The sequence below is a fragment of the Mesorhizobium sp. BAC0120 genome (assembly GCF_033542235.1).
Taxonomy (GTDB): domain Bacteria; phylum Pseudomonadota; class Alphaproteobacteria; order Rhizobiales; family Rhizobiaceae; genus JAWRCU01.
Window position 1 is genome coordinate 178,298 of the sequence record NZ_JAWRCU010000004.1, and the last position, 24,709, is coordinate 203,006.

Sequence of the window (24,709 nt, forward strand, 5' to 3'; positions counted from 1 at the left end):
CCGGCCTTGCTATTCCGGTCTCCGGGCCCGCAAATGCCCGAACCGACAGTTTGTCCTTTATTTTCTGCGAGCGGGCAAGAGAAACTTTTCGCTGCGCGGCAGTGACGGGAGAACAAACATCGCGCGAAAAAAGCGCCCCAAGTGGAAAAAGGGCGCTGCAAGTGACTGCAGCACCCTTTTGTGCATTGTACCTTCCGAACCGCCCCCCGACGGCAGCCGGTCAGACGACGCGGAGATTGACTGCCTTTGGGCCCTTGCCCATGCGATCCGGCTCGACGTCGAACGTCACCTTCTGGCCATCGACCAGCGTGCGCAATCCGGACTTCTCAATCGCCGAGATGTGGACGAACACGTCCTTCGCGCCGCCGTCGGGCGTGATGAATCCGAAGCCCTTGGTGGTATTGAAGAATTTCACGGTACCAGTCTGCGCCATTGGGGAAGCTCCTTCGCCCGATTAGTCTAAAAAGACCTTCGCCCGTTGGCGGCGTGCGGAGGTCCGGTGGTTTTTCTTGGCGGTCGTGCGTCGGATGCACGGTTATACCCCCCGCCAAAGCGGGGCCGTCAGATATTCACAGTGTCGGGGAAAGGTTCGTCCAAAACGTCCAGTCTCCGGGACAGCAAATGCCCGAACACAAAATTTATCGCATGGAAATGTGAAGGTTTCAAGTAAAGTGAGAGGGGGCTAAAATTCCGGCCGTTTTCAACGGATCCAAGCGCGCCGGCTGACGGCATCGGTCGCGTGGCTCAGTCCGGCATTCTTGCACCCGGAAAGATCGCAGCGAACCTGCGGCGCGCCTTGTTCGAAAGAGAGCCCGTCTTAGCCTCAAGCGGGACGAGCCTTTCGCGCCGGCCGAGGCGCTCACGCAGGAACGGCACAAACCGGTAAGCGGCGACACGGCCCCTTGTCGAAGGATCAAGGCTGACCTCGACGACGAGAACTGCCCCGAGCCGGGCGGGCCATGGGATACGGGGCAGGGCAGTGCCCAGAAAATCGCCGAGACCGTAAGCCGTCAGGGTCTGCCCAATTCGGTGCGCCGGTTGCAGCACATGTGCGTGGTGCCCTACGATCAAGCCGGCGCCGGCCTGAGTGAGGCTCCGTGCAAGCTTGCGCGTCGCGCGTTGCGGGAAGTGCCGGAACTCGCGATCCCAATGCGCGACGACGCATACGAGATCCGCCTTGGCCCCGCGCAGGGTCGCAAAGTCCCGCTCCGCGAGGTCGGCGAGCATCGTCACCCGGCCTGCAAAGGCTTCGCGACCGGTGTTGCGCCATTCGGTAAACGCCGCGAAGGCGACGGTCACGCCTCCGAGTTCGATCTCGCGCAACAGTCGATCCTCCGCCGCGCCGATCGTTGCGATGCCGGCGCTTGCCAATGCCTCGCGGGTCTCGGCATAGCCGTCTTGGTCCTGATCGAGCATGTGGTTGTTGGCGAGCGAGAGGAGTAGCTTTGATGGGGCCATCCCCGCAGCCGCCATCGTCTCGGCGAGAAAGAGAGGCGTCATGGCATGGCGCGTGCCTGCGGCGGTTCCGAGCGGCCGGCGTATCTTCTCGACGACCGGGCTTTCACAATTGCCGATCACCAGGTCGGCCGAAGAAATCACCCCCCTCAGCTGCCCTTCGATTTCCGGCGCCTCGCGATTGGCCACTGCCGAAATGTCGCCCAGGAAGACGAGCCGTCTCGTTCGAACGGGCATTGGCGACAGCAGCGTAGCTTGCGGCGGAAGGAAGCCCTGCCGATCGCCAGCGAGGGATGGCTTCAGGAGGCGAGGCAGCCAGGAAAGCTTGTAGGTAAGCGGGAAGTTGGACACGGAGCCTCGATGGCGACAAGTGCTAGGGCTGGTTCGATCACCGGATATTCCACCCATAGTAGGCTACCGGATCTCCGGTTCGGGGATGCACATCGTGGCGCAGAAAAACAAGCCCCGCTTTCTCGTAGAAGCGGCGAGCTCTCGTGTTCGCTGACCGTGTGAACAGCGTGAACCCGTTTGGCATTGCCGCCATTGCTTCCGAGAGAAGGGCCCGACCCAAACCATTGCCAATTGATCCGGGTCGTACAAACAATTGGTCGAGCACCGCTTGGCTACGCTTGATCGCTACAAAGCCGACGACATTGCCGCCGCGCACGCCAACCGTCACGCTCCAGCCGGCTGCGAACTCCAGATCAACCCATTTTCGCAGCTCGCCCAAGGTCGGCATGGTGGGTGGACCGACCCCCGGCAGGCTCGCGCTGCTATGCCAAACCTCGGCGATCGCATCATAGTCAGATTCGACTGACGGCCGCAGTTCATGTGCCTGAGTTCTTGTCTTCATGCTACTCGACGGACGTGCCAGAAAGCTTCGCTCGCATGTTAGTTGTGCCTTGCTCGACCGCTACTCCGCCAGTGCGGGGTAGACCCTGACTTGAAACGAGAACAGGCCGCTCCAATTCCCTTAAACAAATTCAACTTGTTTTCCGAGCGCTCCGATGGACGTCTCTTCCGGCAAGTCCGAATTTCTCCCGACCGGATTTCTTTCGCTGGCCTCGATAGCGATGGTTGTATGGGGGATGGTTGTCGGTCCGGGCACCGCGCGCGCCGAGCTTCTCGCCCGCATTCCGGGCGCGCGCCAAATGGCGGTCTGCGGCGACACCCTATTCGTGGGCACCCTAGGCTCCTCGGTCTATGCCGTGCCGGCGTCCGGCGGTCGCGCCAGGCGGGTCGCTTCCGGCTTCTCGGTTGCCAACGGGGTCGCATGCGCCGGGCGCCGTCTGTTTGTGGCTTCGAGCGATGGCGTAGCCGCTTTCGACATCGGGCAGGGGGGCGAACTCGGCGGCAGGCGCGAAATTCGCCGAGGGCTGCCCAATTCGGGAGTGCATAATCGGCGCTATATCGCGGTCGGCCCCGATTCCCGCCTCTATGTCTCATTGGGCTCGCCCTGCAACATCTGCTCTCCGCGCGGGCTGCAAGGCACCATCGTCAGCATGAACCAGGACGGCTCCGATCTGCGGCGCGTGGCCTGGGGCGTGCGCAATTCGGTCGGCTTCGACTGGCGCGGCGGCACCATGTTCTTCACCGACAATGGCGCCGACCGAATGGGCGACGATATCCCGCCCGACGAGCTGAACGAGCTTCAATCGGGCGGTTTCTACGGCTTTCCCTATTTCGGAGGGCGGATCAGGCTCAAAGGGTTCGAGAGGGCACAGCCGCCCGCGCAGCAGATCCCGCCCGTTTACGAATTCCAGGCCCATGTCGCAGTCCTCGGAATCCATTTCTTCCGCAGCCTGGGCGGCGATGCGCTGGTGGCCGAGCACGGCAGCTGGAACAGGACGGTTCCGGTCGGGCGCCAGGTCGTGCGCGTGCGCTTTCAGGGGGGCCGTCCGGTCTCGGCGATGACCTTCCTCAGAAACGTCGGTCGGCCCGTCGACGTCAAGGAGGCGCCGAATGGTTCTGTCCTCGTATCCGACGACACTGGCGGCGCGATTTACGTCTTCAAGCGATGATGCCTGAGACAGATGATGGCTCCCCATGCCGATATTGCTGACGCGAGTTGATAGGGTCCTTGCCTGGGCCGCTGCCATTCTCGTTCTGACGCTCGGAGGCCATCGGTGAACTCCGTAGCTCAGGAGAAGGATAAGCCGGGCAACCCGGTCACGGGCACACTCAGGAATGGTCTCGCGCGTCTCGGGCCAGGGTTCATCGCGGGCGCTTCAGACGACGACCCGTCAGGGATCGGGACATATAGCCAAGCGGGGGCGCAACTCGGGTTCGGCATCAGCTGGACGATGTTGCTGACATATCCCCTCATGGCCGCAATCCAGGAGATCAGTGCGAGAATCGGGCGGACCACAGGGCATGGCATTGCTGGAAATCTATGCCGCCATTATCCCAACTGGCTGCTGCAGTTCATCGTTCTCCTGCTGTTCATAGCCAACACGATCAATATCGGAGCAGATTTGAGCGCAATGGCAGATTCCGCAAGGCTTCTGGTCGGGGGGCCAAGCACCCTTTTCGTTATCGCTTTTGCATCGATCTGTGTGCTCGGGATTGTCTTCATGAACTACAGCCGTTATTCGCGGGTTTTGAAATGGATGACATTGAGTTTATTTTCGTACGTCGTCGTCGTATTTTTTGTGCAAGTCCCATGGCAGCAGGCAGTCGGCGGACTGTTGATTCCGCGCATCATCTGGAGCAGCGAGTTCTTCACGACGCTCCTTGCAATATTCGGCACCACGATCTCACCGTACCTTTTCTTCTGGCAAGCCTCGCAGGAGGTCGAGGACCTGCATTCCAATCACGGGAGAAGGCGGCTCTTGCGGGCACCGCGGCAGGCGCTCGATGCGTTTTCGCGGATCCGCGCCGACACCCTGATCGGGATGGCCGTCTCAAACGTGATTGCCCTGGCAATCATCGTTGCAACGGCGGCCACATTGCATCAGTCCGGCATCACCAACATCGAGACATCGGTACAGGCGGCCGACGCGCTGAGGCCGATCGCCGGTGATTTTGCCTTCGCCGTCTTCGCGTTAGGCATCGTCGGCACAGGTTTGCTGGCGGTGCCGGTTCTTGCCGCCTCTGCCGCCTATGCGATTGGCGAGGCAAGGCGATGGCCTGTCGGCCTGTCGCGGCAGCCGAGGGAGGCCGTCGCATTCTACTCTACCTTGGCAGCAGCGACAGGACTTGGGGTGGCGATCACGCTGAGCCCGATCGACCCGATCAAAGCGCTCTACTGGACTGCAGTCATCAACGGCGTCGTTGCCGTCCCAGTCATGACGGTGATGATGTTGATGACGGCACAGGCAAAGATTATGGGCGAGTTCACGATCAGAGGCTGGCTGCGGTGGTTGGGGTGGGCATCGACGGGCGCGATGGCCATTTGCCTCGTGGGGATGCTCATAGGCTGGATCTACTGACTAGCTTTCGATTCTGGTTAACCACACGCCAGCCCATCTGATGATGGGCCGGCGAGGCAGGCAACGAACCATGGCCAGCCGCGTTTGGAACGGTTGCGGAAACTCGGACGTGACGACAGCTCAGCTTCTTTCAGTCGGCATTATCACGCTGATGATGATCGCCTTGGTGTGGGGTCGGCTGCGGTACGATATGATCGCCGTGTGCGCGCTGCTCCTCGCGGTGGCTGCCGGTATCGTTCCCTTTGCCAAGGCCTCCGAGGGGCTTCAGCGATGACACCGTGATCATCGTCGGCAGCGCCTTGGTTGTTCGGCCGGTGTCGGACGTTCGGGAGTCATCGAGATGCTCCTGCAGCGCATACCGGGCGCTTCTACGATCCGGCGATCTGATTGATTTTGGCGGCCATGATGAAATCGTTCTCGTGCAGGCCCTTGATCTTGTGGGTCTGCAAGGAGACCGTCGCATAGCCCCAGCCGAAGCAGATGTCGGGGTGGTGGCCTTCTTCCTCAGCCAGCCGGCCGACCTCGTCGACGAAGGCCTGAGATCCACGGAAATCGGCAAATTTGAAATCGCGGCGCAGCCAGCGGGAGTCGTCCTGAAGCTCCCAGCCGGGGATTTGGGGAAGATAGGTCGCCGTTTCTTCCGGCGTTAGCGGCGGCACGCCGCCGCGGCAGGGCGTGCAGGTTTTCTGGGCAATGCTGTCGGTCATGAGAATCTCCCTTCATTTCACCCGATATTTGTTCGCATAATGTTTGGCGAGGAACTTACGGGTCTGCTCGGCAAGGCGCTTGTTGACGGCGGTCGCCGGCGTACTGTCGCCACGCCTGGGCGGCTTCGGTGGTGCGGGGCGCGGACCTGCTCTCGTGGGTTTGCGCATGGCGTCCTATCAACGCGCTGACGCGGGCTTTCGTTCAGCGGGCGAACTGCAATCAGCGATAATGGGAGGGCACAGGAAAGACGCATCTGATGCTTATACGACATCGCCTTCTGGAGGACCCCTCATCCGTCTCGGCGCTGCGCGCCGAGCCACCTTCTCCCACAAGGGGCGAAGGGGGAGCCTGGCATTCAGCTCGCCGCAAATCTCGAACGTCAGAGATTGGCGGAGACGCAAAAGCAACGCTCCCCCTTCGCCCCTTGTGGGAGAAGGTGGCTCGCTTCGCCTATGTCGCGGCTGTCAGGCCGCGACATAGGCGAGGCGAGACGGATGAGGGGTCCTTCAGAAGGCGATGTCGTATCAGTCCACCCCGACTCTAGTTTCCCGGCTTGCCTGTCTTCCTCGAGCGTCGGGAACGCTGGCGTTCATCAGCAGGTTCCTCGTAGGAGCCAAGGCCGATCTGCTCTCGCTTGACGGGCTTAACACCTTCTACGGGCTTTTCGGTGTGGCGCACCGTCATCTCGTCGAGCGTGTTCTTGCGGAATAGCGATTTGCTGGCGTCATCCGGCACGCCGAAATCCGAACCGTGGGCTTCCTGGTGCGTCTGCTTCTTGAACAGCGAGCGCGAGATTGCGCCGGCCGGCTTGGAGATGTCGGTGCCGGGGCCCATGTCGTCGAGCGACGGTTTCTGGAACAGCGGCTTGGACGGCGCCTTGGCCGGCTCGGCATAATCGCCGGCCCGTCCCATGTCGTCGAGCCGAGGCTTTGCGAAGAGCGAAGCTTTGCCGGACGTGCCATCATCTACGGTCCTGTGCCGCTCGCGGCCTTTGTTGTGGCGGCCCTTCTCGCGGCCGGAGGACGGGCTCTCGCGCTCCACCTCGCGCGCCAGCGGATCGTCCGAGATCGCGAGTTCCATCTCGGTGAGCCGCTTGATCTCGTCGCGCAGCCGCGCGGCCTCCTCGAAATTCAGGTCGGCGGCGGCGTCGCGCATCTTCTTCTGCAGGAACTCCAGATGCGCCTTGAGATTGTTGCCCATCATCTGGCCGGCATCGTCGACGAACTGCGAGATATCGGCGCGGACGTGATCCTTCTCGTAGACAGAGTCGAGGATGTCGGCGATACGCGACTTCACGCTTTCCGGCGTGATGCCGTTGGCGCTGTTGTATTCCAGCTGCTTCTCGCGACGGCGGTTTGTCTCGGCCATCGCCCGCTCCATCGAGCCGGTCACGTTGTCGGCGTAGAGGATCACCTTGCCGTCGACGTTGCGCGCGGCGCGGCCGATCGTCTGGATCAGCGATGTCTCCGAACGCAAGAAGCCTTCCTTGTCGGCGTCGAGGATGGCGACGAAGCCGCATTCGGGGATGTCGAGGCCCTCGCGCAGCAGGTTGATGCCGACCAGGCAATCGAATGCGCCAAGGCGGAGGTCCCGGATGATCTCTATGCGCTCCAGCGTGTCGATGTCGGAATGCATGTAGCGCACGCGGATGCCCTGCTCGTGCAGGTATTCGGTAAGGTCCTCCGCCATGCGCTTGGTGAGCACGGTGACCAGCGTGCGGTAGCCCTTGCGGGTCGTGTCGCGGATTTCGCCGAGCACGTCGTCGACCTGTGTCTTGGCAGGTCGCACCTCGACCGGCGGATCGATGAGGCCGGTCGGGCGGATCACCTGCTCGGCGAAGACGCCGCCGGACTGGTCGAGCTCCCAGCCGCCCGGCGTGGCCGAGACGGCGACGGTGAGCGGGCGCATCGCGTCCCACTCCTCGAAGCGCAGGGGCCGGTTGTCCATGCAGGACGGCAGGCGGAAGCCGTATTCGGCGAGCGTGGCCTTGCGGCGGAAGTCGCCGCGATACATGCCGCCGATCTGCGGTACGGTCACGTGGCTCTCGTCGATGAAGATCAGCGCATTGTCGGGGATGTATTCGAACAGCGTCGGTGGCGGTTCGCCGGGCTTGCGGCCAGTCAGGTAGCGCGAATAGTTCTCGATGCCGGCGCAGGAGCCGGTCGCCTCGAGCATCTCGAGATCGAAGCGCGTGCGCTGCTCGAGGCGCTGTGCCTCCAGCAGCCGGCCGGCGCGCTCAAGCTCCTCGAGGCGGAACTTCAGCTCCTCGCGGATCGACTTGATGGCCTGGTTGAGGGTAGGCCTCGGCGTCACATAGTGCGAGTTGGCGTAGATCTTCACGCTCTTCAGCTCGCCCGTCTTCTTGCCTGTCAGCGGGTCGAATTCGGTGATCGCCTCGATCTCGTCGCCGAACATGGAGATGCGCCAGGCGCGGTCCTCCAAGTGAGCGGGGAAGATCTCGATCGTGTCGCCGCGCACGCGGAACGAGCCGCGCACGAAGTTCACCTCCTGGCGCTTATATTGCTGGGCAACGAGGTCGGCGAGCAGCTGCCGCTGGTCGAGGTGGTCGCCGACCGTCATCTGGAAGGTCATCGCCGTATAGGTCTCGACCGAGCCGATACCGTAAATGCAGGAGACCGAGGCGACGATGACGACGTCGTCACGCTCCAGCAGCGAGCGCGTCGCCGAGTGGCGCATGCGGTCGATCTGCTCGTTAATGGAGGATTCCTTCTCGATATAGGTATCGGTGCGCGGGACGTAGGCTTCGGGCTGGTAATAGTCGTAATAGGAGACGAAATACTCGACCGCGTTTTCAGGGAAGAACTGCTTGAACTCGCCGTAGAGCTGGGCGGCGAGCGTCTTGTTGGGCGCAAGGATGAGGGCAGGGCGCTGCGTCGCCTCGATCACCTTGGCCATGGTGAAGGTCTTGCCCGAGCCGGTGACGCCGAGCAGCACCTGGGTGCGGTCGTTCTGGCCGACGCCTTCTACCAAATCCTTGATGGCGGTCGGCTGGTCGCCGGCCGGCTCGAATTCGCTGACCATCTTCAGCGCTATGCCGCCCTCGGACTTCTCGGGCCGCTCAGGCCGGTGCGGTGTCCAGATCTGGCCGTTCTTGTGGAGCGGGTTGCCGCTCTCGATCAACTTCGACAGCGCCTCGACGGTTGCGGTGACGCCGCCGCTGGGCAGTGCTTCGGCATCTTCAAGCCCGATGTCCAGCCCGGGAATCGGGTTGAGACCGGCCGCAGCACGTTCGCGCGCCGAGGCAGCGCCACCCATCGAAGTGCCGCGCGCAGTCTTGGTAGGTGCGGAGGAGCGCTCGGGAACCTTTTTGGGTCCCTTGGGCGGCTTTCGTCCCTCCTTCTCGGCCTCGCGCGTGATCTGCTCGGCCCAGCTCGAGACAGGTCCGCCGAACGGCGTGCCGGCGAACTCCGCCTGTGGGGCTTCGGAGAAGCCGCCAGGCTCGAGCGGCTCGGAGGCATCGAGGAAATCGGTCAGCGGGCTGCGCCGCTTGCGCGAGCCGAATGTCTGCTCGTCCGCCTTCTTCGTGGCGGTCTTTTTCGCGGGGGATTTGGCCATGGGGTCAATATGGGCGGAGTCCGCCCGGATGGAAAGGGTCGATGTGGAGCGGGTCCGGCGTGGCGACAGGCTGCTGACAGCAGGTTGTCAGGATCGGAGCGCTGGACGGCTCGACCGGCGAGCGTTCCTCCGATTACCAACGAGCTCGTTGAACGCCCCGAATGCGGGCAGCCGAACAAGGAGGAGCAAGGAGTGGCGATCGATCGGAAACAAGTTTCATGGCACTCCCCGATCATTGAATTGCGGCAATACGATCTGCTGCCCGGCATGCGTGAGACGCTGATCGATGTTTTCGACACGCATTTCATCGAGGGACAGGAGACCGAAGGCATGGCGGTCATCGGCCAATTCCGTGATCTCGACAACCCGGACAGCTTCGTCTGGCTGCGCGGCTTCGCCGACATGGACGCGCGCAAGAAGGCGCTGGAGGCTTTTTACAGCGGGCCTGTGTGGATGAGGCACCGGGATGCCGCGAACGCCACCATGACCCGCTTCGACAATGTGCTGCTGCTGCGCCCGGCCACGCCTGCCGGTGGCTTCGCGCTCGACGTCACGGACCGGCCAGTGCCAGGCGCGGCCGGTGAGGCAAAGAGCCTCATCACGATCAACATCATTGCCGTGCGCGGCGATGTGGCTGAATTCGCGGCCTGGCATCGCGACAACATGCTCCCGATCCTGAAGGATGCAGGGGCGGACGTGGTCGCGGTCTTGGTTACCGAAAATACGGAGAACAATTTTCCAGCCCTTCCTGTCCGGACGGACAAGCAGGTCCTCGTCATTCTCACGCGCTTTGCCGACGTGGCCGGGTTGGATCGATTCCGCGCCGACCTTGCCGGGACGGCCGGGTGGATAGCGGCGTCCAAAGCGGCCGCCGCTTATGTCGAAGGGCCGCCGCACACGCTCAGGCTGACGCCGACGGCCCGGTCGCTGCTGCGGTGAGTTTTCCAACTCTCGGCCGCGTCGAATGAAACGAACGCGTCCAGAGGTGGGTTCCAATAAATATTAGCCCGACGGGCGGAACTCTTTCGAACCCCAATTGCGTTTATGCTGCGGTCATCAAAGTCACAGCATGGAGTAAAAAATGGGTCGCGGAATACTCTTGTGGTTGCTTGGGATTCCAATCCCGATAATCATTCTGATTTGGCTGCTGGGCGGCTTGCATTGACGTCGATCGCGCGTCAGGCATTGTCGAGCATATCGCCATGCCAGGCCCGCCGTCATGTGAGGCGGCGGGCCAATTGTTTGCCGAATTCCGGCCTTTGGGCTTCATAGGGCAGCTATCGGCTGCGTGCCCCGGCTCCTCGTATGCATGGACGGCGTAGCAGTGAGCGGCTCTGCTGGTCGTGGTCCAACTGGCTGCGCGCCAATAGCGGCTGACGCCCGGATAGATCCGGGCTGCCGCTCTATCTGGTGGTTTTTGCCGCATTTGTGCAACGCCAAGTGATTCCACTTGGCTGCAAAATGCTCCAGCGGCCGGAACTATTGAGCGCGTGCAGTCTTGAATGAAAGGCGCGCTAGCGCGAGCAAACATGCGAGCTTTTAGGACAGCTTGGGTCTTAACGAAGGTCAGCGTTACAGGCTTCATCGAAGACAACGCGTTGAGCCATGGGGCGGCCATGGCGTTTTATGCGGCGACATCGCTCGCTCCAATCTTGTTGATCGTCGTCGCGATCGCCGGCCTTGCGGTGGGGCATGATGCTGCCGAGGTTGCACTTTCTGCGGAAATTTCAGGGCTGATGGGACCCCAAAGCGCGACCCTGTTACGGGCAGCGGTTGAAGGCGCGTCAAATCAGACGAGTGGGACGATGGCCGCAATTGTCGGTACCGTCACGCTTCTTGTGACGGCCTCCGGCGTGTTTGGGGAGATGCAGACCGCCCTCAACGCTATCTGGAAGATCGAACCGGGAGGAAGCTCCCTCGCCAGGATCGTGCGTGCGCGTGCCGCAAGCCTGGGTCTCGTTGCGGCGCTGGGCTTCTTGCTGCTGGTTTCTCTGGTGGCAAGCACCGCCATTTCGGCTCTGGGCAATCTGCTCAATAGCTATCTGCCATTTGGGGAAGTCATCGCGAGCAGCATAAATACCGTCTTTTCCTTTGCCCTGATTACGGTGCTGTTCGCGGCGATCTACAAGGTTCTGCCCGACAGGTCTCTCTCATGGAGAGATGTCGGGCTCGGTGCAGTGGTGACGGCGGCGCTGTTTACGGTGGGGAAGTCCTTGATCGGCTGGTATCTCGGAACCAGTGCGACGGCGTCTTCGTACGGCGCTGCCGGCGGGCTGATCATCACGCTTCTGTGGGTATACTATTCCTCGCAAATCTTTTTGCTGGGCGCCGAGTTCACCCGCGCCTATTCCCTCTGGAGGGCCCCTGGCCGAACCTCCCGTTGATCGCTCCCTCGGCTTTCAAAGCTGTCCTCGCCGAGTGTCCCGCCCCCTGAACAGCTCTTGATACCGACCGCACGGTCGCTGCTGCGGCGATCAAGCCGCTCTGGAGGAGGGTTGCCCCAACGAAGTTGCCGAGGGCTGACACCTTCCATCCCATTCGTCCCAAAGCCTCATCACGAGCTCGAGGTCGCTCAGCAGCTTGGTCAACTCGACAATTGCGCCAGGCGACTGGATCCCCGCCCGGTGCACATCCAGCATGCGCGAAATAAGGTAATTGTGCGCGCGGGCGAGCTCTTCCGGGACACTTGGCCGCTTGGTGGCCACGGCATGCTCGGTAGATTTTTCCCAAAGGCTGCGGCCTGCCAAGACGGCACCGCCAACCACCAGGCAGCCTGACCAAAGCAGGCTCAACTGCAGTGCCGCTCCCGCAAGCAGAGCCACCAGCAGCGCGCCGATGAACGGCTCGACATAGGAGAAGGCCCCCAATGCCTGGATGTCCCCCTTCTTCATCCCATAGTCCCAGAGGAAGATCGCCAGACCCATCGGAAGCATTCCAAGAAGAGCAATGGCGAGCCATTCCTGGGCGGAAGGTTGGACCCATTGCTCCAGCAAAAGGTGAGCGAGGCCGGCCAGGATCGCGGACGCTGCGTAAAAGGTCCCCATCACCGATGAAGGGACATCGGCGAAACTTCTCGACAGCAGCGAGTAAAGGCCCCAGAGCGCCGCTGCGACGCCGATGAGACTGAGATAGAACACCGCATGTCCATCCGATCGGGCAGCCTCACCGCCCTGCTCAACGAGGAGGAGGACCCCGCACAGGCCGACCAACGCACCGGCGACATGCCACCAGCGTAGCCGCTCGCCTGGCAGCAACGCCGATCCGAGTACGATCATGAGCGGCGTGGTGCCCTGGAGCAGCGCGGCTGCCATGGGAGGCGCTTTCTGGGTCGCGTAGTAGATGCAGGCGTGATAGCCGACCAGCGCAGTGACGGTCACCACCCAGACCAGAACCGGCTGCCTGAATGCGGCGAGCGGGTGAGTCCCGGTTGTCCAGCACACGAATGGTGTCAGGCACGCGGCGAACATGAAGGCGAGCGCGACCGTCTGAAGCGGCGGCAGCGCAGTAGTGAAGGTGATGAGGGTCGTTTCTGTTGCCCACAGAACAACGCCGATGGCTCCTAGAACTGAAGCCAAGAGCTTGTTCGATCCCAAAGCGCTACTCATGATGAGTGCTTCTGAATAGCTATTCGGCGCTCAGTTTGTCACGGCGACGATCTTGTCGGCATGGAAGCCGTTGAAACGGGTTCGCATGGAAAGGCTATAGGCGCCCATCATACCCACCTCGATCCAGTCTCCTTCCCGGACATCCGCCGGCAACAGGAAAGGCGCTCCGAGCACGTCGTTCGAATCGCAGGTCGGTCCATACACCTTAAACTGGGCCAATCGGGCCGAGAGCGATCCGACCTTTCGAATGACCCGCGTCGGGCGGCGTTCCTTGGGGTGGCCGAGTTCCTGCAACGTGCCGAATACACCGTCGTTCAGGAAGACGCAGTCTCCTCGCCTGACGACAACCTGCAACACGGCGGTTCCGGCCGTTGCAACAAGGCTGCGCCCCGGCTCGCACAGGAGAAGGCATCCCGACGGCAAATCCAGCTTCCGGCGTCCGATCACAATACGGGAGAAATAGTGCTCGATAGTCTTCGGATCGTCGCCGGGGTAGGGCGCAGGAAACCCGCCGCCGACATTGAGGACATGAAGCGGCACGCGGGCCTTGCGAGCCACGCTGCCCATGAGTTCGATCGCCTTCTCGAAAGCTGAAGGAGACAGGCACTGAGATCCCACATGGAAGGATATACCGGCCCTTACGCCGGCTTGGCCGATCTTCTGCAGCAGCCGTACTGCGTCCGCCGGCGCGGCGCCGAACTTGGTCGACAGCGCATAGCGTGCATCACCCGACTGGGTGGCGAGCCGCACGGCAATGACCAGGTCGCTGTCACGTTCGGCCTCTTCGAGGATCTTGTCGATCTCCCCCTCGCAATCGACCGTGTAGAAGCGGATCTGATGCTCCTGGCTTGCGATGCGGATAGCGGGCCGCGTCTTTGCGGGATTGTTGAAATATTGCCCGGCCTTGCCGCCGAACAGGCCGTGGATGAGTTTGATTTCGTCCAGCGACGCCACGTCAAAATCGGTGATGCCTTCGTCAAACAGGGTCTCAAGGACGGCCGGATGAGGATTGCACTTCACGGCATAGAGTACGCGCCCTGGAAAGGCCCGGAAGCGCCGGGCCGCAGCCCTGAGCTCTGACGGGTGGATGCAGAAAACCGGTTCGGAGGGCTCCAACTCCTGAACCACTGCGTCCACGCTGGGAAAATTGTCCAGCTCCCGCCCTTTCTGCCGGGCACGTTCAAGCGAAGGAAGGGCCTCCTTCACACGATCGAAGAGCTGTGCAGGCGTAGGGGCGCCCGCAGCGGCCAAAGCGCTGTTCATGATGACAAACCTCTCCTCGTATATTGCTGTTGTTATGCCGCGTTCGTGCGGGCTGGAGCGGGCAGGCCAAAGCCCTGCCAATTGCCCAGGAACGAAGTCATCTCCAGTGCAGGCACAGGGCGCCCAAAGTAAAAGCCTTGCCCCTGCTTGCATCCTTCGCCCAGCAGAAGTGTCGCCTGCTCCATCGTTTCAACGCCTTCGGCAGTGGTTGCCATGCTGAGGCTCTCGCTCAGCCCGATAACTGATCGGACAATGGCAAGCGATTTGGCCTTGGCCTGGAGCGTGGTTACGAAGGACTTGTCGATCTTGATCTTGTCGAATGGGAAGGAATTCAAATAGCCGAGCGAAGAATAGCCGGTGCCGAAGTCGTCCATCGCAATCTGCACGCCGATGCTCTTGAGAGCCGTCAATATCTCAAGGGCAGTCTCGGTGTCGTTGATCAGCACACTTTCGGTAATCTCGAGTTCGAGGCGGTTCGGCTCCAGGCCGGTGGCCTGGAGAACCTGCCGCACCGTGTCCACCAGCTCGCGATGGCGGAACTGGACGGGAGACAGATTCACGGCGACCCGCAGTCCAGGCCAGGAGAGAGCCTGCCGGCAAGCCGTCCGCAACACCCACTCCCCAATCGAAATAATGAGACCCGTTTCCTCAGCGAGCGAGATGAACTCGCCCGGAGCAACGAGCCCGCGGCTTGGATGGCGCCACCGCAGAAGCGCCTCCACCGCCGTGACCTTCTGCGATTCAAGGTCAATCAAGGGCTGATAGTGAAGCTCCAACTCGTTCTTCAGCAGTGCCTGCCGGAGATCATATTCGAGCGCCTTGCGTGCCTGCAGTTCGACATCCATCTGAGGCTCGAAATGCCGAACCGTTCCGCGGCCGGCCTGCTTGGCGCGGTAGAGTGCGATATCGGCGTTCTTCAGGAGTTTGTCAGGGTCATTGGCATGATCTGGGAAGGCCACGCCGATGCTGACCCCGATATGGAGCTCATGTCCTTCGACATTGAAGGGCTGCTTGACGATCTCGATGATCTGGCGGCCAAGCACGCCCGCATCCGCGGGCTGGTTTGAGCTTGACTGGATGATTGCGAACTCGTCACCGCCCAACCGCGCGACAGTGTCACCGGAACTCACGCATGCCTGAAGGCGGGCCGCGAATTGCCGCAGCAGAACGTCGCCAGCTCCGTGGCCGAGCGTATCATTGATCTCCTTGAAGTGATCGAGATCCAGGCAAAGGACCGCGAGATCGGCATGATCGCGACGATTGTCGCTCAGGGCATAGATCAGCCGCTCCCGGAACAAGAGCCGGTTTGGCAGCTCGGTCAGGGCGTCGTGAAGCGCCAGATGATTGGCGCGCGCGTGCGCCTCCACCTCCTCCGTGATGTCGGTGGCTGTTCCCCTGAATCCGGAAAACTCGCGTTTGCCGTTCACGATCGGCCGGCCGGCCAATCGGCATATTCTTATGTGCGACGCTGCATCACTGTATCTGCATCGCACGTCACGGAAGGCGACGTGATCTCGCGCGCTTTCATGAAGACGAGACCAGCCCTCCGTATCGCTGTCCTTCATAAAGAACTGTTCAAGCTGCTTGCCGAGAACACTGGCGGCGGCGATCCCAGTGACTTCCGAAAAGCGCGCCGACAGATAGACCAGCCGCATCTCGCCGTCGCATTCCCAGATCCAGTCGGAGGAAGCCTCCGCGACGTCGCGGAAGCGGGCCTCGCTCTCCTCGATGGTCTGGGCATAAGTTTCCACCGTACGAGCAGACTCTTCCAAGTCCTCGGTGGAACGGCGCACCTTCCGGATCACCTGATGGGCAAACAGGCCGAGCAACACTATGGCTGCGGCCAATGGAGGCAACTGCCATTTCAGAAGCTTGTAGCCGGGAGTAGCCGGCGTCCATGTGATGTAGGACAATATTTTTCCGGAGGGATCAAGCAGCGGCAGCATGGCGCCGTCGGCCTGTCTTTCACTCCCGATGACCTTGAGACCATCCAGGAGGTAGTCGCTGCTGATGCGCTCAACAAAAATCTTATCCAGAGCCTTCGCGAAGATGAGGCTTGAGCGCTCCTGAGGAGGGATCGTCGAGGCGTCGATGGAGGGCGGAAGGATTGCCGTGGCCGCGACGAGCAGCACTTCGTGATCCGAGCGGAGGAAGCCGACAGCTGGCTTTCCTTCTGAGCCCGCCTTGACCAGGGTCTGCAGACCTTCGGGAATGATCGAGAACGCGTCGGCAGTCTGCGGAACGCCTTTCAGGACCGAGTAGACCGTCTCGCCATCCGGCCTCAATACGAAGGCCATATCATAGCCCAGTCCCTCGTACAGATTGGCGCCCACATTGCCGTTGGTGGACGCCCACTCGAAATCCAGCGTCTGGTGCAGATTCTTGAAAACGTCTTCCCAAACCGCATAGTCTTGGAGATTTCGAGCGATCTCGCGCTTCTTTACCGCGAGCGCCGTCTCTGCCAGGGCAGTCGAGGAATCCACCTCGAGCCTGTTCTGCCCGTTTGCGCTAATGATTGCGAAGCCGAAAACAAGCAAAATGCCCAGAATGACCATGCCTGCCATGGGCACAACGACACGGCGCGTAAAGGTCTCGCCGGAAAACGAAGCTGCTTTGGGTGCTACGGTTCCCATGTTTTTCCCCACTACCCTGGGGGGAAGCCTGCGCGAGATACATAACTTAAGTGTTTACGCTTACAGCCAGACTCTATGACGGTTATTATTGGGTAAATATTTGGCATGAAGACGTAAACTTGTGTACTGTTATTGAGAACCCCAATCTCTCGAAATTGAGCGCACATCGTCGCACTATCATCTACATGCAAGAAAGAATTGTCGCCCTGCGCGACATCGCTTGAATAGGATAGAACGGGGTCGCATTGGGGCGGCTTCTAGTAGCCGAGGGCTGTGGAGTTGTTGTTACGGACGCGTCCTATCTCGAGGAAGGAATGCCCGCTCATAGATCTGTGAGGCGATCTTGTGGTCCATCTCCCACATTGGAGAGTGGCGTGATCGAGTCCTTGCAACGGGCAAACGGTGGCTAAAGGAATCCTTCCCGGAATGCGAAGGAAGAAGCCAAGCAGTCTTCACAGGCGCGCTACCCGTCCGTTGCTAGGGATAGGAATGCAGTTGCTTGGCAGCTGGTAGCATCGAGGTCGGCACTTTAATCATGGCCGCACTACCTGCAAGGTCTCTTGCGACCGCCAGTCTGAAACAAGTGCGAAAGCAGCGGGGCGCGAGGCCGCACTGTATCTTCTATGTAACAGTCTGAGAAAATTCTGCGCCGCGGCGCTTCACGGCGTTAGCTTTGCGCTTCGTCGTTGGGGCCATTCATGGAAAGTTAACATCTAGTTCTGCCGGGGATGGCAGAGAGATTGCTTTTGGAGGTGGGGGAATAGAACAGGCCCGGAGAGGGTGACAACATAATTTGGTGGGACATCATCAATGTCGGCAGCCGTCTGTCTGCTCGCTTCGCTGCTGAGCTGTCCGTACCCATATACTGAGGCACGGCTCCAACCCTCAAGCGAATACGCGCAATCGATGAAGCGCGAGCGATTGGTGTTAAAGCGCGAGCGATTGGCCGACCCACCCACGCCCATCGCCGCCAGGTTCGGTCCAGACGAACCAATCGGCATAGCCGACCCCCAGTTTCCAGCCCCAGTCATCTTCACGAAGGTGGATGAAAATCAGGAACCTGATGATCCGGCCCCGCCTCAGAAGAAGCGCGAGAAAATAAAAGCATCCGACGAGCCGATACGAAAGCTCAAGACCAGAACCAAGATCATCTTGGAAACGAGAACCAAGAAGGTCGAGACGGCTTATGTCGAGCCGACCCCAATCGAGCAACAGTGGCGACTGTCCTCTCTTTTCGGTATCAGCAACGCCAGCAGCGCCGCTCTATCCCAATCTATATCCGGTGTGTCCAATATCGACATGGGGAAATCCGGATATCAGGAAGTCATTCGTGCTGCCAGGATGCACCAAGTACCGGTAGATCTGGCCTTGCGAGTGGCCAAACAGGAATCAGGCGGTGATTGTGGTGCCATATCATCTGCAGGTGCCCGTGGTGTGATGCAGGTCATGCCAAAAACCGGCGCCAAGCACGGTTATTCAACCAGGCAACTAACTAACTGTCGGACCGGGGCTGAGGCTGGCGTCAAGGAACTCAAACATCTTCTTCAGCTGGCAGGCGGTGATGTCAAACAGACCCTGACCGGTTACAACTGCGGCGAAGATTGCATGTTCGGGCGGCGTAAGAAACTGCCGCTAGAGACAGTGAACTATATTCAGGCCATCACGCGAAATTAGAGCGTGTGCTCAACAAGTATCTGACGCAACCACGTCGTTGCAGCGGCCGGCCAAAGACCTGAAACCTCCCCGGCCGCCGGGCCTCACGCGTCGAGTGCCAGCTGCCGAACCAGCTCTTCGTTTACCGTGATGCCTAGGCCGGGTCCCTCCAGCGCGGCAATCGAACCGTTCTTCTGGACGATCGGCGTATCGACGAGCTCATTCTGCACGGAGACAGGGAATGGCTTCAACTCCAGAAGCCGCGCGTTCGGCGAGGCGAGCGACAGATGCAGGCTCGCGGCGGTGGTAACAGCCGTGCTCCAGGCATGCGCATTGATCGTCAGGCCGGCACGGCCGACAAGCTCGTCGATACGCAGGAAGCCGCTGATCCCTTCGACGCGGCCGGGGTCGACACCTAGAACATCCGCGACGCCGGTTTCGATGAGACGCGCATAATCCGTCACGGTGAATTCCCGTTCCCCCATCGCGACGGGCACGTTGACTGCGGCCTTCAGCGCGCGATGGGCCTCGATCTTCGACGGATAGAACGGTTCCTCGATCCAGCCGATATTGTATTCCGCCATCCGCTTGACCGTGTTTATGCCGGTAGAAAGGTCCCAGGTCACGCCATGGCCGGCGTCGACCAGGATCTCGAAATCATCGCCCACAGCCGCCCGCAGGTCGCGGATGAAGACGACATCGTTGGCCGGGTCGCGCCCGATGTTGGACAAGCCCTTCTTCGCGAAGCCCAGCTTGACGCCGCGATAGCCGGCCTTCTTGAAGCCGACCACTTCGTCGATGTTTTCGGCGTTGGTCGCCTTGTTGACGTGGATGGAAGCATAGGCAGGCATGGTCTCGCGGACCTTGCCGCCGAACAGCTTGTAGAGCGGCTTGCCCTGAAGCTTGCCTTCAATGTCCCAGAGCGCCATGTCGAGCGCGCTGTAGGCGAAGCAGGCGATGCCGCCCTCACCATACCACCAGCAATGAGCGCGCATCAGCCGCCATGCCTCAGCGACGGTTATCTCGCCTGCATTGATCAGCAGCGGTGCGAAGGCTTCGTCGATGAGAAGCTTCGTTGCGCGACAGGCTTCCGGCCACATGGCGATGCCTTCGCCCCAGCCGACCACCCCATCTTCAGTTTCGACACGGGAGAGGACCGTAAGCCGCCAGGCACCGTGATCGTTGGCATCCGGATATCTCAGCACAGTCGCGAATACCGATCTGATGCGCATCTCGCTCCTCCCCGGCAGGTGCCCGGAGTCCATAACATCGGCCAATCGAGCAGTCAATGAGTGGTCATACCACTTGACAACCAGACCAGTTTTCTGGATCAAATCTGTCCAGGAGAATTGAATGGCTCGAGCGAGTGTGATCGAGGTCGAACCGATCCGGCGCGAAGGCGCCTCGAACATCGTGGTCGACCGTCTGCTCGGGCTGGTTAAGGCGGGTCGCCTCTCGTCAGGCGATCGGCTGCCTTCCGAACGCCAATTGGCCGAAATGTTCGGCGTAAGCCGACCGACCGTTCGCGAAGCCTTGCGCGGGCTTTCGGTGCTCGGTGTCGTCGAGATCCGTCATGGCGGCGGCGTGTTCGTGTCGAGACTGAGTGCGGCCGATCTGCTGCAACCGCTCACCTTCTTTCTCTCGCTCGAGGACGTCCCGGTCGAGAAACTCTACCATGCGCGCCGTGTCATCGAAGGGGAGATCGCTGCGCTGGCGGCCGGTCATGCGGGCGATGATGATGTGGCGATGCTGGAGGCGCTCGTCGAGAAGCAGAAGAGGGCGCTTGCCGATGCGCCCCGCTACCGCGATGTCGATACGGAGTTCCATCGCAAGCTCGCGGAGCTGGCTGACAACCCGTTCCTGGCGCGCGCAGCGCAAAGCCTGAACATACTCGGCCTGCAGTTCCGCAAGATCGCCTCCGAAACGCCGAAAGTCCTCTCCGCTTCGGTGCGCGACCACCTGCGGATCGTGGACGCGATCCGCGCCGGCGATGGCGAGGCCGCCCGGCGCGCGATGGCCGACCACATGGACTGCGTGCTCAGAACCACGCGCGAAGCAATGGAGGGTATCGATGGCTGAGCAGCGCCACGGCCTCACCCGGCCGACGATCGACGACATACTGAAGAGCGGATTTTCGACGCCATGGGATGCACCGACGGTGCCGCCCTTTCCCTTCCGCTTCCGCAACGCCGAAATCCTGACGCTGTTCTACCGGACCGACGCCGACGCGATGCGTTTCCTCCTGCCGCCACCGCTCGAGGCGCAGGGCGACGTGGCGGCGATTCATATCTATCGCATGAACGACACGGACTGGCTCGGCCCCTATTTCGAGTCGAACGTCATGTTCGGCGCGAGAATGCCCGGCGGACCGCAAGGCGGATATTCGCCTTACCTGTTCCTCGGATCGGATGCCGGCGTCAGTCACGGCCGAGAGGTCCACGGCCAACCGAAGAAGTTCGCGCAGCCCAAGCTCGAATTTCGAGGCGACCTCATCGTCGGCACCGTGTCGCGCAACGGCATCGACGTCATCACCGGCACGATGGCCTATAAACAGCTTGCGGCAGATCCCGCCGTGCTTCGCCGGCATTTCGACGTGTCGGTCAATCTCAATCTCAAGGTCATCGACCACATCGACGGCCGGCCGGCTATTCGCCAGATCACGTCCCGCAAGCTGGCCGACGTGACCGTGCATGAATGCTGGGAGGGGCCGTGCACCGTCGAGCTCAGGCCGAACGCGCAGGCACCAGTTTACCGACTGCCGGTGCTGGAGGCGCTCACGGGTTGCTTCTGGCGCGCCGACTTCACGCTCGTGCCCGGCGAGATCGTCCATGACTATCTCATGGATACGGCTCGATGATGAGGAAAGTCGTCGTGACCCGAGTACACGTCAATGACTTGGGGGGCGAGGCCGTCACGCGGGTCGGTTTGAGGCTCGATTTGACCGTTCCGGGGAGGATGTTCGGAGCGCACCAGGGAGGTAAAAGATGGACAAGGTGGAGATCGGCGTGATCGGTGCGGGCTGGTGGGCTACCACCAGCCATATACCCAACCTTCTCACCAATCCGCATGTCGGGGGTGTGGCTGTCACCAGGCCTGACCGGGAAAATCTCGATAAGGTCATGGAGCGGTTCGGCCTCGCCCATGGCTTCACGGATGCCGAGGAGATGCTGGATTCGCGGCCGCTCAGCGGTGTCGTCATCGCCTCGCCGCATGTCATGCACTTCAACCATACGATGATGGCGATCGGGCGCGGCCTCCACGTCCTTGTCGAGAAGCCGATGGCCACTTCGGCCGGCGACGCACGTGCGATGGTCGAGGCGGCGAACGGCAAAAGCGTCGAGCTGATTATGCCCTATGGCTGGAACTACAAGCCGATGACCGACGCGGCGCATTGCCTGGTCAAGGAGGGGTGGGTCGGCGAGATCCGCCATATCAGCGCACAGATGGCTTCGGCGCTCGCCGACCTCTTTGCCGGCGAGCCCATGCTCGAAACATCCGAGCACCTTTTCCGGCCGCCACCTTCGACCTGGGCCGATCCGGCGCGCGCCGGAGGCTACGGATGGGGGCAGCTGACCCACGGTCTCGGGCTGCTGTTCCGCCTGGTCGATCTCGCGCCTGCGCGGGTCTATGCGCGTCTCGGACTGTCGCCGGCCGAGGTCGACTACTACGACGCGGCGATCGTCGAGTTCGAGAACGGCGCCACGATGGCGCTGTCCGGCGCCGCCACCGTCCCGAAGAGCCGAGGCTTCCAGGTCGATATCCGGATATTCGGCACGGAAGGCATGTTGCTGTTCGACATAGAGCGTGCCCGGGTGGAAGCCGTACGTCATGACGGCAAGGTGCATGTCGAGCAGCTTGCGCCGGACGCCGGAGAATATGATACGGCCTCGGCCATCAGCAGGTTCGTCGATATCTGCCGCGGCGCGGGCGCGGAGAATCCGGCCAATGGCTTGATTGGACAGCGCGCGACCGAAGTGCTGGACGCGATGTATCGTTCGGCAAAAAGCGGCCGGATGGAGGAAGTCTGATGAGGCTCAGCGTCACGAGCTGGTCGTTTCCCCAATGCACGCTGGCGGAAGCGGCCGGCATAGCGAAGGCATTAGGCATCGACGGCATCGATGTGGGGTATTTCTATGCGGCATCGCTGGATCGCGCTCGCGTGCTCGCCGAGCCGGACGCCTACGGGGCGGAAATCCGCGAGTCCTTGCCTGTCGCTGTCGCGAACCTCTACCACCTCTTCGGCGCCGACCTCACCGAGCGCAATCTGGCTCGCGGTCATGACCCGCAAAATCTTGCCGACCTCAGGCAGGTCTTGCGCTTCTGCAAGGCCGCGGGCGCGCCGACCGTGTTTCTGCTTCCCGGCATGCTGGGTCCCCGGCAAGGACGCAAGGAGGCGCTCAACGGCACCATCGCGGCGCTCAAGCCAATGGTCGAGGCGGGGCGCGAAGCAGGTGTGACGGTCGCGATCGAGGCGCATGTGCATTCCTATGTCGAGAGCCCGGATCTGGCGCATCGACTTGTGGAGGCCGTGCCCGGGCTGAAGCTCACTCTGGACCCGGCGCATTTCGCGGTGATCGGCTACAGGCAGGACGAAATCGAGAGGCTTGCCCCGCATGCAGGTCACGTGCACCTGCGCCAGGCCCGGCCCGGAGCGCTGCAGGCCAAAATGGAGGAAGGAACCTTGAACTTTCCGGCGTTCTTCGCCGCGCTTCGCGACGCCCGCTATGACGGGTGGCTGGCAATCGAATATGTCAACCAGAACTACATGGCGACGCTCTATGACGACGTGCTTTCCGAAACCGTGAAGATGCGCGATTGCTTCCGCGCCTGGAGCGGCAAGCGATGAGCGGCGCCATTCTCGTCACGGGAGCGGCACAGGGCCTGGGCTACGCGATCGCAAAGCGGCTTGCGGGCGGCGAACGCAAGGTCATCATCGCGGATCTCGATCCCGCGAAAACCGAAAGTGCGGCGAAGGGCATCGGCGCCGATTGGCGGCAGCTCGACGTGACCGACGAAAAGTCGGTCGTCGAGACCGTTCGCTCGGTTGCCGAAGGTCCGGGACTATGGGCGCTGGTCAACAATGCAGGCGTGCACCGGACCATGTCCGTCCTGGCGACCGAGGCAAGCGAGTGGGACCGCATCCATTCCGTCAACGCCCGCGGAACGTTCCTCATGTGCCGGGAGGCAGCTCGCCATATGGTGCCTGCGCGGGAGGGGAGGATCGTCAACATCCTGACCCGGCTCAATTTCGGCAATCCCTTCTCGGCAACTTACATGGCTTCGAAATCGGCCGCGCTTGCGCTTACCCAGTGTCTCGCCGTCGAGGTGGCGAAAGCGGGCGTTCGGGTCAACGGCGTCGCGCCAGGTCATGTCGGTCCCGGCACCGGAATGGAGGCTGCGTTCCGCGAAAAGGCGGCAAGCCTCGGTTTGGCCTGGGAGGATTTCGAGGCGCAGGTTCACAAATCCATCCCGCTCGGCCGCTGGTGCCGTCCCGACGACGTTGCCGGTGCGGTTGCCTTCCTGCTGGGGCCGGAAGCCGATTTCATCACCGGGGAGGTCATATACGTGACCGGAGGATTCCAGGCATATGGCATCGCACCCGAGCCCAGCCAGTTGGAGAATCCGTATGAAAGCTCTTGAGGGAAAGAAGGCGCTCGTCACAGGCGCACGCCATGGCATCGGCGGTCGAACGGCGGTGGCACTTGCCGAGGCCGGCGCTTCCGTCGCTGTTTGCGGACGCAACGCCGGCGATTGCGATGCCGTCGTCGAAGAGATCTCGGCGTCCGGCGGGAAGTCATTCGACCATGCGCTCGACGTCGCTGACCTTGCCGCGGTCGCCGGCCGAGTAGCGGAGGCCGCAGAGAGGCTCGGCGGGCTGGACATCGTCATCAACAATGCCGGCGTGATAGAGCCGATGGCGACGATCGATCGTCTCGATCCTCTCGCATTCGATCGGACCTGCCGGATCAACCTGTCCGGACCGGCTGCCGTTACGGTAGCGGCTTGGCCGCACCTGAAAGGAGGCGGGCGCGTCGTCAATCTCCTGTCAGGCGCGGGAATCCAGCCAATGGAAGGCTGGGCGGCCTACTGTGCAAGCAAGTGCGGCCTCCACATGCTGACTCGTAGCATCGAGCTGGAAGGCAAGCCGCATGGCATTCGCGCCTTCAGCTTCGCGCCTGGCGTCGTCGACACCGAAATGCAGGTCGCGATCCGCGCCGCCAAGATCAACCGTGTATCCGACATCCCGCGAGCGGCCCTGGCGGCGCCGGAAAAGCCGGCGGCGATGATCGCGTGGCTTGTGTCGGGTGCGGCCGACGACCTTGCCGGCGGGATGGTCGATATCCGCGATCCGGAAGTGCTGAAACGGATCGGATGGGGAGCCTGA

General features: G+C 61.7%; 21 protein-coding genes. 12 read left to right on the forward strand and 9 right to left on the reverse strand.

Annotated features, from left to right (window positions below; translation table 11 throughout):
• Nucleotides 1–220: 220 nt before the first annotated feature.
• From SAZ10_RS11255 to SAZ10_RS11265, 3 genes are all read right to left on the reverse strand, one after another.
• Nucleotides 221–433: a cold-shock protein gene (locus SAZ10_RS11255; RefSeq protein WP_192689626.1), complete on the reverse strand. Its 213-nt coding sequence runs from the start codon at nucleotides 431–433 to the stop codon at nucleotides 221–223.
• A gap of 311 nt (nucleotides 434–744) precedes the next feature.
• On the reverse strand, nucleotides 745–1,806 hold the full coding sequence (locus tag SAZ10_RS11260; protein WP_318609299.1) for a CapA family protein: 1,062 nt from the start codon (nucleotides 1,804–1,806) through the stop codon (nucleotides 745–747).
• 37 nt (nucleotides 1,807–1,843) lie between these two features.
• Nucleotides 1,844–2,308 (reverse strand): GNAT family N-acetyltransferase, encoded by a 465-nt coding sequence (locus SAZ10_RS11265; RefSeq protein WP_318609300.1) that lies wholly within the window; start codon nucleotides 2,306–2,308, stop codon nucleotides 1,844–1,846.
• A gap of 154 nt (nucleotides 2,309–2,462) precedes the next feature.
• On the opposite strand from SAZ10_RS11265, the gene SAZ10_RS11270 reads away from it, so the two are divergent.
• The 3 genes from SAZ10_RS11270 to SAZ10_RS11280 all read left to right on the forward strand — a co-directional run bounded on the left by SAZ10_RS11270 (nucleotide 2,463) and on the right by SAZ10_RS11280 (nucleotide 5,160).
• Nucleotides 2,463–3,476: a PQQ-dependent sugar dehydrogenase gene (locus SAZ10_RS11270; protein WP_412535198.1), complete on the forward strand. Its 1,014-nt coding sequence runs from the start codon at nucleotides 2,463–2,465 to the stop codon at nucleotides 3,474–3,476.
• Between the two features lie 105 nt (nucleotides 3,477–3,581).
• Nucleotides 3,582–4,886 (forward strand): divalent metal cation transporter, encoded by a 1,305-nt coding sequence (locus SAZ10_RS11275; RefSeq protein ID WP_318609302.1) that lies wholly within the window; start codon nucleotides 3,582–3,584, stop codon nucleotides 4,884–4,886.
• Between the two features lie 70 nt (nucleotides 4,887–4,956).
• Nucleotides 4,957–5,160: a hypothetical protein gene (locus SAZ10_RS11280; protein WP_318609303.1), complete on the forward strand. Its 204-nt coding sequence runs from the start codon at nucleotides 4,957–4,959 to the stop codon at nucleotides 5,158–5,160.
• A 94-nt stretch (nucleotides 5,161–5,254) separates the two neighbouring features.
• Here SAZ10_RS11280 and SAZ10_RS11285 read toward each other — a convergent pair whose 3' ends face one another.
• Together SAZ10_RS11285 and uvrB are read right to left on the reverse strand one after the other, a co-directional pair.
• Nucleotides 5,255–5,593 (reverse strand): 4a-hydroxytetrahydrobiopterin dehydratase, encoded by a 339-nt coding sequence (locus SAZ10_RS11285; RefSeq protein WP_318609304.1) that lies wholly within the window; start codon nucleotides 5,591–5,593, stop codon nucleotides 5,255–5,257.
• 541 nt (nucleotides 5,594–6,134) lie between these two features.
• Complete coding sequence (uvrB, locus tag SAZ10_RS11290; RefSeq protein ID WP_318609305.1) at nucleotides 6,135–9,170, reverse strand: excinuclease ABC subunit UvrB; 3,036 nt, start codon at nucleotides 9,168–9,170, stop codon at nucleotides 6,135–6,137.
• Between the two features lie 192 nt (nucleotides 9,171–9,362).
• Between uvrB and SAZ10_RS11295 the strand changes: the two genes are divergently transcribed.
• Entirely contained in the window at nucleotides 9,363–10,109 is a 747-nt protein-coding gene (locus SAZ10_RS11295; protein WP_318609306.1) for an NIPSNAP family protein, read from the forward strand.
• Between the two features lie 563 nt (nucleotides 10,110–10,672).
• The gene (locus SAZ10_RS11300; RefSeq protein ID WP_412535199.1) at nucleotides 10,673–11,554 is read left to right on the forward strand and encodes a YihY/virulence factor BrkB family protein; all 882 of its coding nucleotides are present in this window, start codon (nucleotides 10,673–10,675) and stop codon (nucleotides 11,552–11,554) included.
• Nucleotides 11,555–11,644: 90 nt separating this feature from the next.
• On the opposite strand, the gene SAZ10_RS11305 is transcribed toward SAZ10_RS11300, so the two are convergent.
• From SAZ10_RS11305 to SAZ10_RS11315, 3 genes are read right to left on the reverse strand one after another with little or no spacing between them, the layout of a single operon-like run.
• Nucleotides 11,645–12,775, reverse strand: a complete 1,131-nt coding sequence (locus SAZ10_RS11305) for a DMT family transporter (RefSeq protein WP_318609307.1) — start codon at nucleotides 12,773–12,775, stop codon at nucleotides 11,645–11,647.
• Between the two features lie 30 nt (nucleotides 12,776–12,805).
• Entirely contained in the window at nucleotides 12,806–14,038 is a 1,233-nt protein-coding gene (locus SAZ10_RS11310) for a type III PLP-dependent enzyme (RefSeq protein WP_318609308.1), read from the reverse strand.
• Between the two features lie 32 nt (nucleotides 14,039–14,070).
• Nucleotides 14,071–16,671: an EAL domain-containing protein gene (locus SAZ10_RS11315; RefSeq protein WP_318609309.1), complete on the reverse strand. Its 2,601-nt coding sequence runs from the start codon at nucleotides 16,669–16,671 to the stop codon at nucleotides 14,071–14,073.
• Nucleotides 16,672–17,481: 810 nt separating this feature from the next.
• On the opposite strand from SAZ10_RS11315, the gene SAZ10_RS11320 reads away from it, so the two are divergent.
• Nucleotides 17,482–18,345 carry a lytic transglycosylase domain-containing protein gene (locus tag SAZ10_RS11320; protein WP_318609310.1) on the forward strand — a complete coding sequence of 288 codons (864 nt, stop codon included), beginning with the start codon at nucleotides 17,482–17,484 and terminating at the stop codon, nucleotides 18,343–18,345.
• 83 nt (nucleotides 18,346–18,428) lie between these two features.
• Here SAZ10_RS11320 and SAZ10_RS11325 read toward each other — a convergent pair whose 3' ends face one another.
• Nucleotides 18,429–19,556, reverse strand: a complete 1,128-nt coding sequence (locus tag SAZ10_RS11325; protein ID WP_318609311.1) for a mandelate racemase/muconate lactonizing enzyme family protein — start codon at nucleotides 19,554–19,556, stop codon at nucleotides 18,429–18,431.
• A 121-nt stretch (nucleotides 19,557–19,677) separates the two neighbouring features.
• On the opposite strand from SAZ10_RS11325, the gene SAZ10_RS11330 reads away from it, so the two are divergent.
• The 6 genes from SAZ10_RS11330 (at nucleotide 19,678) to SAZ10_RS11355 (ending at nucleotide 24,709) form a co-directional block, all read left to right on the forward strand.
• Nucleotides 19,678–20,403 (forward strand): FadR/GntR family transcriptional regulator, encoded by a 726-nt coding sequence (locus SAZ10_RS11330; protein WP_318609312.1) that lies wholly within the window; start codon nucleotides 19,678–19,680, stop codon nucleotides 20,401–20,403.
• Nucleotides 20,396–21,181 (forward strand): acetoacetate decarboxylase, encoded by a 786-nt coding sequence (locus SAZ10_RS11335; protein WP_318609313.1) that lies wholly within the window; start codon nucleotides 20,396–20,398, stop codon nucleotides 21,179–21,181. Before SAZ10_RS11330 ends, SAZ10_RS11335 begins: the two co-directional genes overlap by 8 nt.
• Nucleotides 21,182–21,308: 127 nt before the next feature.
• A complete protein-coding gene (locus SAZ10_RS11340) occupies nucleotides 21,309–22,352 on the forward strand; it encodes a Gfo/Idh/MocA family oxidoreductase (RefSeq protein ID WP_318609314.1) in 1,044 nt (347 codons plus the stop codon).
• Nucleotides 22,352–23,170: a sugar phosphate isomerase/epimerase gene (locus tag SAZ10_RS11345; protein ID WP_318609315.1), complete on the forward strand. Its 819-nt coding sequence runs from the start codon at nucleotides 22,352–22,354 to the stop codon at nucleotides 23,168–23,170. Before SAZ10_RS11340 ends, SAZ10_RS11345 begins: the two co-directional genes overlap by 1 nt.
• The gene (locus tag SAZ10_RS11350) at nucleotides 23,167–23,964 is read left to right on the forward strand and encodes an SDR family NAD(P)-dependent oxidoreductase (RefSeq protein WP_318609316.1); all 798 of its coding nucleotides are present in this window, start codon (nucleotides 23,167–23,169) and stop codon (nucleotides 23,962–23,964) included. Before SAZ10_RS11345 ends, SAZ10_RS11350 begins: the two co-directional genes overlap by 4 nt.
• Nucleotides 23,951–24,709, forward strand: coding sequence for an SDR family oxidoreductase (locus SAZ10_RS11355; RefSeq protein ID WP_318609317.1), 759 nt, complete (start codon nucleotides 23,951–23,953; stop codon nucleotides 24,707–24,709). The genes SAZ10_RS11350 and SAZ10_RS11355 overlap by 14 nt, the downstream gene beginning before the upstream one ends.

Coding starts and splice junctions, on each gene's coding strand:
- SAZ10_RS11255 (WP_192689626.1), bottom strand. CDS start 433: ATGGCGCAGACTGGTACCGTGAAATTCTTCAATACCACCAAGGGCTTC.
- SAZ10_RS11265 (WP_318609300.1), bottom strand. CDS start 2,308: ATGAAGACAAGAACTCAGGCACATGAACTGCGGCCGTCAGTCGAATCT.
- SAZ10_RS11270 (WP_412535198.1), top strand. CDS start 2,463: ATGGACGTCTCTTCCGGCAAGTCCGAATTTCTCCCGACCGGATTTCTT.
- SAZ10_RS11280 (WP_318609303.1), top strand. CDS start 4,957: ATGGCCAGCCGCGTTTGGAACGGTTGCGGAAACTCGGACGTGACGACA.
- SAZ10_RS11285 (WP_318609304.1), bottom strand. CDS start 5,593: ATGACCGACAGCATTGCCCAGAAAACCTGCACGCCCTGCCGCGGCGGC.
- uvrB (WP_318609305.1), bottom strand. CDS start 9,170: ATGGCCAAATCCCCCGCGAAAAAGACCGCCACGAAGAAGGCGGACGAG.
- SAZ10_RS11300 (WP_412535199.1), top strand. CDS start 10,673: ATGAAAGGCGCGCTAGCGCGAGCAAACATGCGAGCTTTTAGGACAGCT.
- SAZ10_RS11305 (WP_318609307.1), bottom strand. CDS start 12,775: ATGAGTAGCGCTTTGGGATCGAACAAGCTCTTGGCTTCAGTTCTAGGA.
- SAZ10_RS11310 (WP_318609308.1), bottom strand. CDS start 14,038: ATGAACAGCGCTTTGGCCGCTGCGGGCGCCCCTACGCCTGCACAGCTC.
- SAZ10_RS11315 (WP_318609309.1), bottom strand. CDS start 16,671: ATGGGAACCGTAGCACCCAAAGCAGCTTCGTTTTCCGGCGAGACCTTT.
- SAZ10_RS11320 (WP_318609310.1), top strand. CDS start 17,482: ATGTCGGCAGCCGTCTGTCTGCTCGCTTCGCTGCTGAGCTGTCCGTAC.
- SAZ10_RS11325 (WP_318609311.1), bottom strand. CDS start 19,556: ATGCGCATCAGATCGGTATTCGCGACTGTGCTGAGATATCCGGATGCC.
- SAZ10_RS11330 (WP_318609312.1), top strand. CDS start 19,678: ATGGCTCGAGCGAGTGTGATCGAGGTCGAACCGATCCGGCGCGAAGGC.
- SAZ10_RS11335 (WP_318609313.1), top strand. CDS start 20,396: ATGGCTGAGCAGCGCCACGGCCTCACCCGGCCGACGATCGACGACATA.
- SAZ10_RS11340 (WP_318609314.1), top strand. CDS start 21,309: ATGGACAAGGTGGAGATCGGCGTGATCGGTGCGGGCTGGTGGGCTACC.
- SAZ10_RS11345 (WP_318609315.1), top strand. CDS start 22,352: ATGAGGCTCAGCGTCACGAGCTGGTCGTTTCCCCAATGCACGCTGGCG.
- SAZ10_RS11350 (WP_318609316.1), top strand. CDS start 23,167: ATGAGCGGCGCCATTCTCGTCACGGGAGCGGCACAGGGCCTGGGCTAC.
- SAZ10_RS11355 (WP_318609317.1), top strand. CDS start 23,951: ATGAAAGCTCTTGAGGGAAAGAAGGCGCTCGTCACAGGCGCACGCCAT.